This window comes from Bacteroides luti, from assembly GCF_900128905.1.
Taxonomy (GTDB): Bacteria; Bacteroidota; Bacteroidia; order Bacteroidales; family Bacteroidaceae; genus Bacteroides; species Bacteroides luti.
Map to the genome: position 1 here is coordinate 107,920 of NZ_FQTV01000003.1, position 16,880 is coordinate 124,799.

At 32.4% G+C, this 16,880-nt stretch carries 15 protein-coding genes; all 15 read right to left on the reverse strand.

Annotated features, from left to right (window positions below; all coding sequences use genetic code 11):
• Entirely contained in the window at window positions 1-2,469 is a 2,469-nt protein-coding gene (locus tag BUC21_RS03800) for a LuxE/PaaK family acyltransferase (RefSeq protein ID WP_073399362.1), read from the reverse strand.
• 6 nt (window positions 2,470-2,475) lie between these two features.
• Entirely contained in the window at window positions 2,476-3,909 is a 1,434-nt protein-coding gene (locus BUC21_RS03805; protein WP_073399364.1) for a class I adenylate-forming enzyme family protein, read from the reverse strand.
• 6 nt (window positions 3,910-3,915) lie between these two features.
• Window positions 3,916-4,146 (reverse strand): acyl carrier protein, encoded by a 231-nt coding sequence (locus tag BUC21_RS03810; protein ID WP_073399367.1) that lies wholly within the window; start codon window positions 4,144-4,146, stop codon window positions 3,916-3,918.
• A gap of 22 nt (window positions 4,147-4,168) precedes the next feature.
• Entirely contained in the window at window positions 4,169-4,915 is a 747-nt protein-coding gene (locus BUC21_RS03815; RefSeq protein ID WP_073399369.1) for an SDR family NAD(P)-dependent oxidoreductase, read from the reverse strand.
• A gap of 2 nt (window positions 4,916-4,917) precedes the next feature.
• Window positions 4,918-5,973 (reverse strand): 3-oxoacyl-ACP synthase III family protein, encoded by a 1,056-nt coding sequence (locus BUC21_RS03820; protein WP_073399371.1) that lies wholly within the window; start codon window positions 5,971-5,973, stop codon window positions 4,918-4,920.
• Between the two features lie 13 nt (window positions 5,974-5,986).
• The gene (locus BUC21_RS03825; protein WP_073399373.1) at window positions 5,987-6,736 is read right to left on the reverse strand and encodes an SDR family NAD(P)-dependent oxidoreductase; all 750 of its coding nucleotides are present in this window, start codon (window positions 6,734-6,736) and stop codon (window positions 5,987-5,989) included.
• Between the two features lie 3 nt (window positions 6,737-6,739).
• On the reverse strand, window positions 6,740-6,970 hold the full coding sequence (locus BUC21_RS03830) for an acyl carrier protein (protein WP_073399375.1): 231 nt from the start codon (window positions 6,968-6,970) through the stop codon (window positions 6,740-6,742).
• A gap of 22 nt (window positions 6,971-6,992) precedes the next feature.
• Window positions 6,993-7,634: a NeuD/PglB/VioB family sugar acetyltransferase gene (locus BUC21_RS03835; protein WP_073399377.1), complete on the reverse strand. Its 642-nt coding sequence runs from the start codon at window positions 7,632-7,634 to the stop codon at window positions 6,993-6,995.
• A gap of 12 nt (window positions 7,635-7,646) precedes the next feature.
• Window positions 7,647-8,255, reverse strand: a complete 609-nt coding sequence (locus BUC21_RS03840) for a sugar transferase (protein WP_073399379.1) — start codon at window positions 8,253-8,255, stop codon at window positions 7,647-7,649.
• On the reverse strand, window positions 8,248-9,372 hold the full coding sequence (locus BUC21_RS03845; RefSeq protein WP_073399381.1) for a glycosyltransferase: 1,125 nt from the start codon (window positions 9,370-9,372) through the stop codon (window positions 8,248-8,250). The genes BUC21_RS03840 and BUC21_RS03845 overlap by 8 nt, the downstream gene beginning before the upstream one ends.
• Window positions 9,369-10,547, reverse strand: a complete 1,179-nt coding sequence (locus tag BUC21_RS03850; protein ID WP_073399383.1) for a glycosyltransferase — start codon at window positions 10,545-10,547, stop codon at window positions 9,369-9,371. The genes BUC21_RS03845 and BUC21_RS03850 overlap by 4 nt, the downstream gene beginning before the upstream one ends.
• Window positions 10,519-11,916: an O-antigen polysaccharide polymerase Wzy gene (gene wzy, locus BUC21_RS03855; RefSeq protein ID WP_175550472.1), complete on the reverse strand. Its 1,398-nt coding sequence runs from the start codon at window positions 11,914-11,916 to the stop codon at window positions 10,519-10,521. Before wzy ends, BUC21_RS03850 begins: the two co-directional genes overlap by 29 nt.
• Window positions 11,917-11,935: 19 nt before the next feature.
• Window positions 11,936-13,042, reverse strand: coding sequence for a glycosyltransferase (locus BUC21_RS03860; RefSeq protein WP_073399387.1), 1,107 nt, complete (start codon window positions 13,040-13,042; stop codon window positions 11,936-11,938).
• A gap of 978 nt (window positions 13,043-14,020) precedes the next feature.
• Window positions 14,021-15,445 (reverse strand): lipopolysaccharide biosynthesis protein, encoded by a 1,425-nt coding sequence (locus BUC21_RS03865; protein WP_083547585.1) that lies wholly within the window; start codon window positions 15,443-15,445, stop codon window positions 14,021-14,023.
• A gap of 589 nt (window positions 15,446-16,034) precedes the next feature.
• Window positions 16,035-16,835: a polysaccharide biosynthesis/export family protein gene (locus BUC21_RS03870; protein WP_073399389.1), complete on the reverse strand. Its 801-nt coding sequence runs from the start codon at window positions 16,833-16,835 to the stop codon at window positions 16,035-16,037.
• Window positions 16,836-16,880 lie beyond the last annotated feature (45 nt).

The following is a 16,880-nucleotide window of genomic DNA, read 5'->3' on the forward strand; positions in this document are numbered from 1 at the left end:
TTATAATAAAGGTCCAAATAATGTATTCCACTTAACTAACCTATCAATAAGGAACATTCCATCCCAGGGCATTTCGAAATTCAACATTCTGCCAATTAATGGGCATCTTGCTACACCAGCCATAGTTGCCTTATTTGCGAAATCAATAGCTTTGTCTTCAGGAGCAGCTATGCCTATTGTTTGAATGTAGTCTCCAATATGTTGTAACGTATCATTAATATGGTCAACTGAATGAATTATTAAGACTCGTGAATATACTGGTTTATTGATAATATTCTCATCATCGTAGAGAATAGACCAACTCATAGAATCACTGCCCCATACTTTACCTTTGAAATCGTATATTCCTCGAGCCGAATGTATTGCAGACACTTGCTCAGGTGAAATAGCTGGTTTGGGAATCTGCAATTCTGTTTTTGGAAATGATTCAGCAAGAATTTCACAGAATCTTTCAGGAGTAACGGTTCCGCTTTTCTCAATATATAAATTATGAGGAGATGCACAGCCTGATTGATCAAACACAGAGACATCAACTGATACCCTTCTAGCTAATTTCTTTGCAGCCTGTTCTGATGACAGTTCTTCTGATGCAATAACTGCATAAGATAACTTAGGACCAAATATGATAGTCTCACTATCAATCATTGAAGGATAGTTTGCTACTGTTTCTACGGATTCTTTTCCCCCCCAAGCTATTCTAACATCTGATGCTTTTGACATCTTTTCACCTAACTTAACTGCGCTTCTTGAGAAATATACAACTGCTATAGTTTCTAACAAATCATTACCCGATATTGTATAACCAGAAGTTGAAGTATATTCCAGTCCTTCAAAGACACTCAGTAATGTTGCAAAAACGCCATCATCTTTTCCTGACACTTTCAAAAGATTTACATTCTTAGTTATTATACATTGAACCAATGCAAAAACGCCAAGAATCTGAACATTTCCAGCCATCCAATGTCCACACAATCCTCTCGAATTCGCTCTTAATAGATGCTTTGATGAACTTGCAAATGGTTGGAATGTATCACAATAAGCTATATTTCCACGAAGGCCCTCCTTTGCAATATCATTAAGGTGAGTAGCGCTACACCAATTACTTAAGAACAGAAGCCCTTTGTCTTTCAAGAACGAAAATTTAGGGTCGCTAATCCATCTCTTAGATGCTAAATCAATCAAACCTATCAACGATTCTATAGGTTGTTGTCTAATCCAATTCAGTTTGCTTTTTAATTGTTCTATTATTGAATCTAATTTTGCATATCCAAGCTCTCCAATTACTTCATTCTTGAAATATTGAATATCTAGTTTTGAATCTTCATTATCAATAGAATTGTTTGACTTTTGGAATGTTAGTTTGTTTGAAAGTATATCACCGCATCCCCTAACTTCAGCTTTCTTAAGTCTTCCTTTGATTAGGAAACGTTGTCCAGATCTTCCGTAAGGACATTCTCCTTCTACTAATTCTCCTAGGTCATCTGTCAATACAGCATTGCCAGGATAAGAGTGCGGTATCGGAGTAATAAACTCAAGCATACCTTCTTTTCCTACTGGTAAAATATCTCTAGTAACAACATCTCTAACTAAGACCTTAACATAAGAAGATGCATGCTTGCATCCACAAGGGCAATCAGGGTAATTCAATCCCATCTGTTCCGTAAAACCGTAAATATCAATTATATCTATTGGATCAATGCTAAAACAATCAGATAGTTCCTTATTGAAGTCTTCTTTACTGATTTTCTCACTTTCCAATTTCTTCCAGCCCCCAATATGTATCACCTTTGAACCTTTTGGCAACTGAAATTTTATATTTGAATTTTTAATTGATTTTAACACATTCTGATATAAAATATATGTAAAACCAAATACTATGACTGGTTGGCCTGTTGCAATTTGCTCTAGATATTCAGAAATGCCATAAACATCAAAATATGAGATATTATTCTCATCAGTCTTTAAAAAATACCCAACTTTACTAGCAAACTTAAGATACCCTGTTACTGCTGCAAATCTAGCTCCTAATACTTTTCTTGACGTAGACTTTGGATCAATATCCATTATTAGGAATGGTATTCTCTCGTTGCCAATGAACTCACTAACGACCTTTACCATTGCTTTAGCTTGTCTTTTTGATGTTATCTTATCCACAACAATAGTACTAGGAATACCTGAAGTAGCTGAAGATTGCAAAGCCATTGTTAGGTCTTCTTGCGGTACAGAGTTTAGTTTGAAGCCCAACTCCTTAAAAACACTAACAGCCACTGGTGGTATTGACTCTAAAGAATTGATTCCATTCATTGGGTTAAAACCCTTTCTATCACAAAAATTGTGATACATCTCATTATTCTGATATTGAAATTGCAATTCTTCTGATAACGCTTCCCAATATGCATTGTTGCTCTCTTCGCTATCATTGTATGGTGACATACTTAGTAAAGAATCAACTTTTGTTACATTATTCATATTAAATTATTTCAACATTAATCTTTGAATCTTTCCCGAATTCGTTTTGGGTATTTCATATATTTTTTCAATATAAACTGGTATCTTGTAGTTTTCGATTTGTGACTTTAATATCTCTTTGATTTCAGCATCTTTGATTTCATTATCACACACGATAAAAGCTTTTACTACTTCACCGAAAACATTGTCTTTTACTCCAATACAAGCAGACTCTAGAATGCCATCAATTTTATTGATAAATTCTTCAACTTCTATTGGACTTACTTTCTTTCCACCTACATTGATAATCTCCTTCTTCCTACTTTTTAAGTATATGTATCCTTCAAAATTTTTGTATCCCCAATCGCCTGTTTTGAAGAATTCTCCATTGAAATCATTATCAAAATCTGATTTAGGCAAACCCCAATAGGCCGAACAAACATGATTTCCTTTTACACAAATTTCACCTTCTTTATTAGGTCCTAGTAATTCTCCTTTTTCACTATAAACTTCTATTTCTGTATTAGGTGAACTTTTTCCAACAGTATTTAGATGTGCTATATCATCGTGAAAACTAATAAAGGCACTTCTTGACGCCTCAGTCAAACCATAGTGCATACATATCCTTGTTTTAGGAAGTAAGTTCATTAATAGTTTTTTATCTTCAACTGGCATAAACGCACTTCCTATCTCAATGTATTTCAGTTGATCTGCGTATTTTGCTATTCTTTCTGAGCTCATTTTCTTGATATAAGCCCAGCTAGCTGGAACCATTCCAAAACCAGTAACTCCACAACGTTCAATTTCGTTGTAAAATTTCTTCATACTTGCAAAGCTACCAAGCAAAACTAATGTTGCGCCTTGCACTAGTGTGCATCTCAATCTTCCTAGACCGAAAGAATGACTAATTGGTAATGCCAACAATTCAATATCACTTGAGTTATTGCCAATGAAGGAATTTATATTTTTAGCTGCCGACAAAAGATTATTATATGACAAAGCTACTCCTTTTGGCAATCCTGTAGTTCCTGTAGTGAATAGTAAATCTGCAATAGACGTTTCATCTGGAAAAGAATATACTTGTTTAGTTTCTGATGATACTTCAGCAAATGGAATTACGTCAAAACCTTTTGAGTCCCTTAATTCTCCTATGATTAGTTTTGGCTGAGACTGGTTGTATATACGCTCTAACCTTACTTCGTTAGTTTCTGTATCTATCGGAACACATATCAGCTTAGCCAAATGAGCTCCTAGATAAGAATATATGAAGTTAACGTTTTTACTGGCAGATATAATAATTCTATCGCCAGCATTAATGTCTGTTCTTAATAGAAAATATGAAGCAGCTTCCTCTATTTTTAGCCATAAATCTGAATAAGACAATGATATTTCACCTGAAATGACAGCAATCTTATTAGGTTCATTAAGCGAGTTTTGATAAATGATTTCTTCAATAGTCATAATAGTTTACAACTTAGCCTTTACTGCTTTTTCTATATCATTCACATCTTCAAGATCCATCATTTCTTCAGGATCAAAATTGATATCAAAAGCTTCTTCTACTTTTGATAATATAGCTAAATGTCCCATTGAATCCCATTGAGGAAAATCACCAATAGTACTTTCTCCCTTGATGTTATTTACTTCTGTTTCACATACAGATGCCACAATCTCAAAAATTTTGTTTTCTACTTCCATAATCACTTAATATTTACGTTTTTTACTTAATATATCCATCAACTCTTAACACTTGTCCATTTATAAAAGATGCTCTATCTGAAGCTAAGAAAAGAACTGCATTTGATATTTCGTGTGCAGTTCCTAATCTGTGCATTGTAGATATTTCTTTCATTGATGTTATCGCTTTATCACCCATAGTAATCGCAAAATCGGTGTCGGTCAATCCTGGAGCTACAGCGTTCACTCTAATTTTACTATTTGCTACCTCTTTTGCTAATACCTTAGTGAAAAGAATCATCGATGCTTTTGTTGCTCCATAAACACAATTTCCGATATCACCGTCAATCCCTGCTATTGAAGCCATATTAATAATAGCGGCGCCTCCTGTTTTTGTCATAATAGACAAGAGAGATTGAGTTATCATTAATTGAGCAAAATAATTAACTTGAAATACTCGTCTAGCATCACTAATTCTAGTAAAAGGGAGAATCGCCAAATGTGGGATACCAGCATTGTTCACTAAAATATCGATCTTAATTTTTAGTGATTTGATAAAAGATAAGCCTTTTTTGATAGATTCATCACTTTCTAAATCAAAATAACATGGATAAACTGTTATTTTATATCTTGAAGCTAATTCTTTATAGAATTCTGTGCTTTCTGGATTTTCTTCTCTACTACATAAAATCAAATTAGCACCTTCATTAGCAAATGTTATTGCCAATTCTTTTCCTATACCTCTATTGCTTCCAGTAATGCAAACAACTTTATTTAAAAACTCTTTCATTGTTAATATTCAATAAGTGGTAATACTTTTATATCTTTAGTCTCAATATATACTGAAGCCCAAGACAAACCAGCTCCGAACCCGCAAAGCACCATTCTATTCTGACTATTTGATAACTTTTCTCTAATCTGTGTAACCATAGTCATAGGAATTGTTCCACTGCTTGTATTTCCAAAATATTCAAGGCAATAAGGAACTTTATCTTCTGAAACTTTTAGCTTCTTTCTAATTTTCTCATCGATATACTTATTTGCCTGATGTAATAGTAAGTAATCCAAATCTTGGATATCAAGATTGAAATGCTCACATAAAGATTTTATGCATTTAGGAACACTTGTTATTGTAAAAGAAAAGACAGCCATCCCGTCCATTGCTACATGAGTTTTATTCCTTGCAATTCCAGGTTCTAATTCTATAATCTTTAGAGAATCAATGGTTATAGGTTCTCTAACACCACTTGAAGGAGCTATAATTGCATTAAATTGCGTTCCATCACTCATTAAATTAAAATACATAGGCTTAGCTGAAATATTATATTCAAGAGCGGTTGCTGTTCCTGCATCGCCATGTATTGGCCAAAGGGTTTTGTCCAAAGGTGATATTATCTTTGATGGAGTGTCTCCAACTAGCAATAAAGCACGCTTTATGCAACCTGACGATAGTAGAGATGCAACTATCGAAAGTCCATAACAATATCCAGAACAAGCCATGGGAATATCGAACGTGATACATTCAGATTTAAGTCCCAACTTTCCTTGGATAACTGTAGCAGTATTTGGCTCAATATAATCACGAGAAACTGATACATATACCAATGTATCAATACTTTCTTTGTCCCATTTTAATTCATCCATTAATTTTTCTGCTGCAATAGTACAATAGTCCGAGCAAACCATTTCCCTGGGAGCTATGCGTCTTTCTTTTATGCCCGTTAAAGCCATAACTTTCTCAGCTTCTCCTGGTGCAAAGAACTCGAGATTGTCTAGCGTCTCCACATTCTTGGGTACAGCGGCTGCAAGGCCTACTATTTCAACGTTATTTACCGATAAAAATGCCATAAATTAAATTATTTTATAATGAAAATCCTCCATCAACTTTTAATGCTGTACCTGTTACCCACGAAGATGCATCTGATAGTAAATAAATAATCGCAAGTGCAATATCTTTTGGTTGACCATGTCTTTTTAAAGGATATTTTTTGATATCGTCATCTATTTGCTCTTGTGATAACTTGTCAGCCTTTGTCATAGGAGTCTCAACCATGCCAGGATGAACACTATTACAGCGTATCATTTTTGTGGATAATTCTAAAGCAGAAGTACGAACAAAAGACGCAATAGCAGCTTTTGTTGTATCATAAATACCATTCCCGATACTAGAGACGTAAACACCTCCTATAGAAGAAGTGAACACTATAGATGAATGCTTATTCATTTTTCTTTTCTTGACTAAGAATTTTGTTAAAAGTATAGGAGCTACAACATTTATAGAATATTGCTTATTTATTTCTTCTTCTTTATAAAATTGAATAAGTGTAGTATTTGAAATTCCTGCATTATTAACACATCCATCTAATACTGGTAATAGTGATACTAACCTCTCAATTTCTGCCGAAATAGATAAATCTGCCACAATCTGTTGGTGAGCTCTTTCTTTACCTTCTAAATTTCCAAACGTTTCTTTTAGACGTTCTTCATTTCTTCCAGTAATAATTAGAGTGGCCCCTAATTTAGAACATTCTATTGCTGTTGTTTCTCCTATACCCGAAGAAGCTCCAGTAACAAGAATAGTCTTCCCTTCTAAAGAAAATGGATTATACATCTATTATATTCTGCTTTGAACAAGTTTAAACAAATCTTCAATGGTATTCGAATTACGAATGTCTTCACCCTTTAGAGCAACGCCATATTCCTCGTCAGCCATAGCGATAATGCTAAGTGCAATTAGGGATGACCACTCGTCAAGCCCCTTAAACACTGTTGTTGCTGCGATTTCAGCTGCATCAGTTTCATCAAATTGGACAGCAAAATTTTCAATAAATTCGTTTAATTCCATAATGTTTCTATTTTTTTAGTCATTAATATTTTACTATAGTAGCAGGATTACCTACATAGGTATACCCATCTTTTGTCCTTCTAAGTATTGTACTGTTAGCTCCAATCACTGTGTCGTTACCTATTTTAATCTGCTGCAACACCACGGATGAAACCCCTAAGAAGTTCCTATTTCCAACGTTAACTTCTCCTGAAATTCGTACTGCAGGCATCACAGAATTAAAATCGCCAAAAGAAGCATCATGCCCTACTGTCACAAAACCGTTGAATGTATTGAAGTTACCGATATTCACATTACAAGAAAAAAGACAACCAGTGCATATAAGATTTCCTTTACCAAACGATATATTGTTCGGATCAATAATAATTGTGTCGGGAGCTATGATATTGGGAAAATCGATTATAGGATTTTCAATTTTACTCACAATTTTCTCCACCAATTTTGGTGAACCAATTGAAATTATTATTGCTAGTGTAGTAGGCCAAGCATTTAGTTCATCGATGCCACCAAGCACTTTACCATATTCGTTAGCCGAACCTATTTCCTTTCCGTCGTCAAAAAAACCGATCACATTCCAAGTTGGTGTTATTGCATTGATTCGCTGAATCAAGCAATAAACCTCACGGCCGAAGCCGCCAGCACCATAAATTGCTATATTTTTCATATTATTCTCTTTTTAGTTATTTCCATTAAAAGCCTCTACTGTTGCGCTTGTTTCAGAAGAAATTCCCTCACGAACAAATACCTTTTTGATGGTGGTAAATATTATTTTTATATCGAGTATGAATGAACAGTGATCAACATACCAAACGTCTAATTCAAATTTCTTATGCCAACTGATAGCATTACGTCCATTACACTGTGCCCATCCAGTTATTCCTGGACGAACATCATGACGACGAGCCTGTTCTTTGCTGTATAATGGTAGATATTGTACCAAAAGCGGACGTGGACCAATCAGAGCCATATCACCTTTGAATACATTGAATAGTTGTGGAAGCTCATCAATACTTGTTGAACGGACAAAACTACCAATTTTAGTCAATCTATCAGCGTCAGGCAGTAAATGACCATTCGCATCCCTCTCGTCATTCATCGTCTTATACTTGATAACACGGAATATCTTGCCATCTTTACCTGGACGTTCTTGAAAAAAGAAAGTTCCAGCACCTTTGTTGGCTAAGTGAAGCCAAATAGTAACTACTATAAATAAAGGACTAATGCATATTATTATCAATGACGATAAAAAGCAGTCAATAAGGCGTTTGAAAAAGTGTTTATACATTCTTCATCATTATAGAGTGATAAATATCAAACATTGTCTTTGCTGTGTTTTTTACATCAAGCATCTCAGAAACAAGCTTCTTCCCATTTTCTGAGATTTTTTTCAAATTGTATTTACCCTCAATAATAGCGTTTATAGCTTTTGCTAATTCTTTAGGTTGTTTTGGAGGAACGAGAAGTCCTGTCTTTTCATTAACTACTATATCTGGAAAGCCTCCAATATTTGTCGCAATAGTAGGTATTCCCAAAAGTAACGATTCTCCAGCTCCTCCTAAATTCTCGCTATGCGAAGGATGTACAACACAAAATAAATCTTGATACAACTCTGGGACATTAGTTCTCGTACCAAGAAAATGAATATTTTTAGTTCTTTTTTTTGCATAATTAATTACAATCTGTTCGTAATTAATTGCATTACCCCAAGCACCACCAACACATACACCATGAACATTGGGATGTTTTTTTGACACCAAAGAAATTGCATCAATAAAATCTTCATGACCTTTCAATCCTCGCTTTTGACCCAAAAAATATTTTGGAGCATACATAAAAGCAATCATTCCAACTAAAATATCATCATTTTTTATTCCAAGTTCAGTTCTAATTAGTTTATTGTTTTCATATTTTTTATTGAGAATATCTGTTCCATAATACGATAAATACAACCTATTTTTTGAGATTCCAGCAGATTCATAAGTAGCGTTTGTCCAATTGCAACTACCAACCCAATAATCATACTTGTTAGCCGAATATATATCTATAAATTTGAAAAACTTATTTTCTAAATGCAAAGGACCAGGTATTTGAAAAATTCGAGGTATATTCATATTTCTTAAAGATATTCGCATAACTAACGTAGTCAAAACAAAATGACTATGAATAATGTCAGGTTTTACATCTTTCACTATTTTACGAAGATTTATAGCAGTTTGTACTAAGCCTCTAATACTATAGTTTAGACCATGAACATAAATACCATTTGCTTTGTACCGTGATATTAAATACCCATCTAAAGGCAAGGCAACATGTACTTCTACACCCAACTTAACTAATTCAATCATTTGTCTGAGAGCCCATGTTGCTCCGACAGAAGTTTTTACTAAATGCAGTACAATCATTTTTTATTAATTTCAATTAGTTTGTTGAAGAAAATATTTCTATGTTCTGTTAATATTGATTCTTTATATTTGCATGATTCCGAAATGTTTCTTATGACTTGTTTTTTTGAAAAATCAAGATCTCTAATCATTTTTTTTATAATAGCTACTAACTCATCTGAATTATTTGGTTCTATAAGAACATCATCTTCCAACAATTCAGGAATACCACCGACCTTTGTTCCTATACAAGGTAATCCGGAAGCCATAGCTTCTATAACAGCCCGTGGAAGACCTTCTGTTCTTGAAACCAACAGAAATATATCAGAATGTAACAAGCCTTCTCTAACTTTTTTTTGGGGAACATTGCCTTTAAATTCGACATTCTCTCTAATTCCAAGCTTTTCAGATAACTCAATCATCTTTAATCGATATATTCCATCACCTAACCATGTTAAATGACAATTAATACCCTCTTTCTTTAGTTTTGCAACAGCTTCTAAAGCTATATCAGGAGATTTATACATTTGTGATAAAGAACCAACAGATATTAGATTATAAACTTTCTTTGTATCTAAAAAAATAGGGTATTCTACAATATCAGAATCCTTAATGCAAACATCTGATGCTGAAATGCTGAATATATCATTTCTAGTTGGATATCGTTTTTGAAGTGCGTTCTTGGTAACATATAAAGCACAATCACTTTCAAATACTATTTTTTTTAGGCTGTAAGTTGCTAATAAACGTAAGAATGGTCTCAAAGGGTGATTAATTGAACCTGGTGCATAAACATCCCATGGGTCGCCGACGACTTCCACTGCATAAGGGATTCTTTTCTTTCTAAGTATTTTTATAGCTTCTCCTCCTATCACTCCAGGAACTCGACAGATATACGCAAATTCATTAGTAATATTTTTTTCCATAAATCGCCGGATCTGTAATTTCTTTTTCATATACTGAAATGGACCAATAAAGTATGGCACATCAATAAAAGAAACTTTTTCATTAGATGCAATATAATTCTCATTAATAGGGGTATTATCATTACTATCAACTCTAGCCAAAACATATAATCGGTCGAAAGTATTCAAATATCTATCCCAAAGAGCATTTGTAAATCCTCCATCAATACTATAAATAGCACCATTTTTTCGACGTACAAATCTACCTTCTGTTGCGAATATTAAGTCCATAAGTTTTATGATGTTTAGTGTAATATATTATATATGCGTATATAGGCCAAGCAAAAAAACACACCCCCCTTACAACGCTTATGAAAGAGTTTCTTACAGTAGATATTGTAAACCAAAATATTATCATACAAAAGACAAACTTTGCATAATCATTATTTCTAATTTTAGAAACGTTCATAAATGAAGCAAATACGTATCCCATTAGTAACATCACTATCGATCCAAACCACCCAAAGTTTATGTATGATTCTGCTACCATAGAAAAGCCTGTTCCGTATCCCATATCGACTTTCTTTGTTAACCAGGCATTTAAGTCTGATTCCTTTACAGCGGGATGAATCTTCCAAAAATTAATATTTGGAATTAACGTTGTAAAAGAAAATAAATACGATTTTCCATATCGATAATCTTCAGTATTAGGGACATAATCTTTTGTTTTTATCAAACAAAACATTGAACCTCCCATCTCACAAATTGTATTAAGTGCCGAATTTTGGCCTTTTTCAATATTATTAGTATAAGAATCTATACCTCTACCTGAATTACTCCGTGTATTAGAAATAACAGAGAGAATTGACAATAGAAATATTCCTAAAACCAATATAATAACATATTGTTTTTTTGTTAATGGCTTAATTATAAAATTATAGATTAGTATAGCTGTTGCTATAAGTATCACACCATTTGTTCGCCCACCTGTAATAAAAATTACTATAATTATCACAACAGCAAAAATATTCAACATCCTTAAAACTTTTACATTTTTTCTAAAACCTACATAAAGGCAAATATAAGAAGGTATGAAATAATTAGCTACAATCAAAAAAATATTATCTAGACCTACCCTTTCTTCGATTTCATACAATGCTCCATATCCTCTTGTTAAAGAAACAATCATATCATTGATAAGACTATATAAGAAAGGAATAATCGAAATGATGAACAAAATAATTCCAATTTTTTTTATTGCTAAGGAATAATCTACATTAAGACTCTTTTTAGTGTTATAATTTGATTTCTTAATTGACATTAACGCTCCAATATGAAAACATGTAATCATTACTAATGTATAACTTTGAGCATAAAAGATATCATTAATTGTAATTCCTGCATACCCAATTAAGTCTCTTTCTTCTGAAATATAATTTATAGTATATAAAAAGGATTGTCCAAAAGAAAATATTGACAAGGTTACTAGAAATACAATGTAAGGGCTAAAGAGTTTCTGCTTTAAGTCATTCCAAGATTTGAAACAAAAACTTAAAATAAAAACACCTATACCACCCATTATTCTCAAGTCAACAAACGAAACGATATTTACACTATTACTATACAACACCGGTAGTGCTATTATTAAAGTAAATATCATAATGTAATTGCGTTTCAAATTAATCACGCTGGCCATATATTGATAGAAGTTTTTCAGCTATGTTAGTCATATCAAATCCTTTTGACTGAATAATATTTCGTACATTTACCCTAATAAATGATCTAAGCTTTTCATTAATAATATTTGCCCAATAAAAATCACCCTTATCTAAAGGTAATAAAATAGTTGTTTCTAATAATTTACTCATAATTGAAATTGAATCGGATTCAACTACTAACAACCCAGCTGTTTGAGCTTCCACCAGAGCAACAGGAAGTCCTTCAAATAAAGATGGGAAAACAAAACAATCCATTGCTTGTAATAATTCGTTTGTATCATCACGTAAACCTAAGAACAACACATATTGGTTAAGATTCAAATCGTTGATTTTATCTAGTAAGGCTTTTCTACCGACACCATCTCCAATAAGCATCAGACGATATCTATCAGATTTGTTCACTAAAGCCTTTAGTATATCAACAAGGAATATCTGATTTTTCACTTTTGATATATTTCCAATATGTCCAACAACAAGATTGTCTTTTTCAAGTCCTAATTCATTTCTTTTGGCATTCCTAACATTTTCATCAAATGCAAAATTTTCTAAAATTATTCCATTGTTAACTACAATTACTTTACCTTCAACACCAGTGTAATTAAACATCCATTCTTTTGCTAATTCCGAACAAGCAAAATAATGAGTAGCTAAGGGTTTTACTCTGAATTTGTTAAACCAATGAAGTAAATAATGCAATTTGCTTGCGCTAATGGAAGTGTTATGAGAATGAAGTATACGTATTTTTATACCATACTTTTTTGCATAGAATAGCGGATCTATACAAGACAATGAAGATGCATGCTGATGAACCACAGAAATATCTTTGGCATTTTTTTTGAAAAAATCATTTAAATTCCTATGATATTCAATTATTGAATTTCTCCTAGCAGGTATTGTATAAATCTGCCCTCCTAATTCCTCTATTTCTTGTCTATGGGAATTTGATTTATTTTGCAAAAGAAACACGAAACGAACTTTGGTTCGATCAATAGATCTATATAAATTCATTATGAACGATTCTATGCCACCACGATTCATCGAATCTAAAATATGCAATACTGTTAACATTATAATAATTTGGATTTTAAAATTATAGATATAAATTCTTAGATCTTGATTTTTTGTATTAAGATAGGTAACAAGGGATATCCCTTTTCTGCATTATAACTGAATTCAAACTGTTTTCCAATTTCTCAAAACATCCTATTATAATATCACTAATTCTTAGTACACGTAAAAATCAACAATTACAACAAGACACTCTACTTAATAAGCCTTTTAAATACAATCATATATAAAAGATTTCAGATTCAATTTGTATCCATAGACTACTGAAATATATCCCAATCATTTGAGATTACTAAATTGTTTTTTTACATTATGATTATCTTTAATATTCTGAACTTTAAATTTGGAAAGACAATTATTAATACGACTATACCTCCAATTATATTATAGACAACGAAGTCTATCTCACCTAAAACTTCAAGAATAACAAGTAATATGAAAAATACAAGCATTAATAAAAATGTTTGCAAATACAATAGAAGTGCATTCTTCGCTATTCGCTTATTTTTTTATTGATAGATACTGTTGAATCAATGAGCAAAATAATAAAAGATTTTCTTACTATCATAACCCTTCGTCAGTATAATGACCGTAGAAAGCTTACCATCAACTTATATAATCAGGTACGTGAAATAATTGTATCCCAAATTCTTAATAAATACATACAATCCTATAAAAACTGATCAGAAAACAACATTTTCGGTAACAGAATCATCACCACTTAATTACCATATCCAAGGTGTGTACAATATTCAAAAAGATATACAATATTACCATTACCTCCTATATATACTAAATTACGTTCTATAATAAAACGCTCTAACGTTTCTTCTTTAAAAAAAGTTTCAAAGGTATATTACTACTATTATCTCTAACAACTAATTGAACATTATAACTAATTGAGGAAGCAGCAATCTAACTTATTTTTATATTTGCTTTGGTCAATTAATAAGTAGGTATGCTATTGCCTGTAATAGTTCATTTTTCATTATGCCATTCATTTTTTTTAGTAATATATATGTTATAAGCCCACGGCAAAGAACAAGCTGATATTAAACAATATCCTCCTGTAATACCTATTACTCCTAAAAATTTCCCCATTAATACAGTAGAAAAGCAACATAATATTCCACTTACTAAAGAATTTACTAAAAAAGGCTCTTGCTTATGACATCTCAAATAAGTAGCCCATGAACCAACAAATTGGTTCAAAAACGATGGAATCACCATAAGAATCATTGGAATATAATTCAAGAAACGATCTCCTAAATTCATTCCTCCTAATGTTATGTGAAACGTTTTAATTACAAAAAAAACAAACAACATAACAATTAGACCTAAAGCATTAATAAAAACTAATTGTTTTAATGTCTTATTAAAAATCATATCCAACTGATTATAATTTTTCAATTCTATCAAGCCTGAAAACATGGGTATTTTAGTTGATATCCAGCTCATTGACAAAGAACTAATCCCATTTAAAACAGCCAATGTCATTCCCATCTGCCCAGCAACGACTGCACCATCTGTTGCAAATAAAACAGGATTAAATAATTGGAAAATGAAATAACCACTAATCCAACTTAAGGCTATTTTCCATTGATATGGAAATATCTCATGCTTATATGAAACTTTTTGAATAATTGAGATATGCCAAATATCAAAAAGAATTACTTTAAATGGAGTAGCAAAAATAAAAAAAGACGCCGATAAAATCCAAACAAGACTATTAATTCCAGACACCATCAGTTTTGCACCTAAAAATAAGCTACTCCAAACGAAAAATAATCCAAAACAGTTTTGATACAATCTAATTTTGGCAACTTCTTTTACCTTGCCTAAACCTTCTAAATATGCAAAAACTGGAGCAATCAATAAATTTACAGCAGTACAAATACACAACAAAGTCCATGGAAACCTCCAACTAACAAGGCCACCACTTTTGTCATACTTAGTAAAAAAAACAAATCCTACTACCATAAGCGCTACAAATAGGACAATGGCAAATACAGAGTACCACTTTACACTAAAGTGTAGTAAAGAAGACAATCTTGATTTATATTTTTCTTCACCCTCTAAATACATACCATCTCTCAAAGTAAGATGCGAAGCTTCATGTGCTACATATTGAGTAATAATTCCATTTAGTCCTAATTCAAAAAAAACTTGTATTGCTAAAATACTACCAAAGGTATAATAAAATCCTTGTTCCACACCTGTTAAGTATCGTACAACAAATAGGATAGAAATTATGCTACCTCCAGCCTGAATTATTCTAGCAATAGATGTGTATGCGACAGCTTTATCTACACCAATTTTATAAGCTAAGTTTTTTATTAAACTCAAAATTTTAATCTTTAGGATTATAAATACATTTTTTTGTAAATCATCTTGTATAAACATAGCTATTCTCTTCTAAAGGTGCAGATGACATCTTTCCATTTCCCTCCTTAAAAAGAGTAGACATACAAAACAGGGGGTGATATAGATACATCTTTATTTCACATATCATATGACCATTTTCGTTTCTTTATTGAATTAATTAAAGCGATTCCCTCTTTTTTAATCTAATACCATAAGGCTTCTGAAATGCGTTTTAGTCTGGACAAAAAAGTCTAGATTAGATCACGTAATAAGTTCTTAAAAAAAATAAGCTTCCAGCTATTTTTATTGCAAGATAGCCTTCATTTTCCAAAAAATAAAAATCATTAAAGTCAATCTATAAGTAATTAATCCATTACTTGTAATAATGACTATCATATCACTGTTATACGAAAGTAATTGGCAATTTTCTCTTTAATAACATATTGCTTATCACATTACATAATAAATTCATTAACACCGTAATGACTATATATTTTCAAGATGTACTAAAAATTCAACTTATCACCAATTTCTACTATTGATTTTGGAATTAAGTTAGTAACTTCAAATAGACGCGTTCCAAGACTACCAACTGCTTCATTTTTTATTTTCATATTGTATAATCAGTCTATTTAAGCACTGTAACAATCAAAGATGCAACACCAATTACTATTGATACAACAGAAAATACGACATTAGTAGCATTACCGATATCAGCGCCTTTTGCTTTTGCTTCATTAGGTTCTACATAAACCACATCGCCTTGTTGCAAATAAAAGTAAGGTGAGAATATCAGGTTTCTATCGTTCAAATTTAGTGTAACAATATTCTTTTGTCCATCGGGTAATTCACGAAGAATTTTAATCACATCTCGGCGGCCATAGATAGTTAAGTCTCCTGCCATGGAGAGTGCCTGCAGGATATTAATTTTTTCATCTTTTACGGTAAAAGATCCGGGAGTAGTAACTTCGCCCAATACAGAGATTTTATAATCGGCAAAACGGACAGTAACAACGATATCTCCTTTTAAGTAAGATCTTAGCTTTTGGGTAATTGTTTTCGCAATAGCGTCGGTAGTTTGATTTACAACTGCTAATTTACCTAATACAGGGAAATCTATAGTACCTTTGCTATCAACTAAATAGTTTTGCAATGCTGCCGTTGAGTAAGTTTCATTTGAATTTGCAGGAACCGCAGTAAGTATATTAAAGGGAAAATAGGTTTCCGCATCCTCAGAACCACTTACCACAATACGTAGTAAATCGTTCGGCTTGATGGTAGCATTAAAGGGTTGTGAACTTTGAGCCAGTTGACTGGGCGTGAGTGATTCGGCTCCTTCCAGATAAGCGATGTTTTTTGCAGATTTACATGCAGAAAAAAGTAGTATTACTGTGAATAGCAGTAAATAGCGATAGTTTTGTCTGTTCATTGGTTATTAGGAATCGGTTGTGTTACTATGCAACAAGGTTCGTCA

Bases quoted from the DNA above. Each gene is read 5' to 3' on its own strand.
- BUC21_RS03800 (WP_073399362.1), bottom strand. From the start codon at position 2,469: ATGAATAATGTAACAAAAGTTGATTCTTTACTAAGTATGTCACCATAC.
- BUC21_RS03805 (WP_073399364.1), bottom strand. From the start codon at position 3,909: ATGACTATTGAAGAAATCATTTATCAAAACTCGCTTAATGAACCTAAT.
- BUC21_RS03810 (WP_073399367.1), bottom strand. From the start codon at position 4,146: ATGGAAGTAGAAAACAAAATTTTTGAGATTGTGGCATCTGTATGTGAA.
- BUC21_RS03815 (WP_073399369.1), bottom strand. From the start codon at position 4,915: ATGAAAGAGTTTTTAAATAAAGTTGTTTGCATTACTGGAAGCAATAGA.
- BUC21_RS03820 (WP_073399371.1), bottom strand. From the start codon at position 5,973: ATGGCATTTTTATCGGTAAATAACGTTGAAATAGTAGGCCTTGCAGCC.
- BUC21_RS03825 (WP_073399373.1), bottom strand. From the start codon at position 6,736: ATGTATAATCCATTTTCTTTAGAAGGGAAGACTATTCTTGTTACTGGA.
- BUC21_RS03830 (WP_073399375.1), bottom strand. From the start codon at position 6,970: ATGGAATTAAACGAATTTATTGAAAATTTTGCTGTCCAATTTGATGAA.
- BUC21_RS03835 (WP_073399377.1), bottom strand. From the start codon at position 7,634: ATGAAAAATATAGCAATTTATGGTGCTGGCGGCTTCGGCCGTGAGGTT.
- BUC21_RS03840 (WP_073399379.1), bottom strand. From the start codon at position 8,255: ATGTATAAACACTTTTTCAAACGCCTTATTGACTGCTTTTTATCGTCA.
- BUC21_RS03845 (WP_073399381.1), bottom strand. From the start codon at position 9,372: ATGATTGTACTGCATTTAGTAAAAACTTCTGTCGGAGCAACATGGGCT.
- BUC21_RS03850 (WP_073399383.1), bottom strand. From the start codon at position 10,547: ATGGACTTAATATTCGCAACAGAAGGTAGATTTGTACGTCGAAAAAAT.
- wzy (WP_175550472.1), bottom strand. From the start codon at position 11,916: ATGATATTTACTTTAATAATAGCACTACCGGTGTTGTATAGTAATAGT.
- BUC21_RS03860 (WP_073399387.1), bottom strand. From the start codon at position 13,042: ATGTTAACAGTATTGCATATTTTAGATTCGATGAATCGTGGTGGCATA.
- BUC21_RS03865 (WP_083547585.1), bottom strand. From the start codon at position 15,445: ATGTTTATACAAGATGATTTACAAAAAAATGTATTTATAATCCTAAAG.
- BUC21_RS03870 (WP_073399389.1), bottom strand. From the start codon at position 16,835: ATGAACAGACAAAACTATCGCTATTTACTGCTATTCACAGTAATACTA.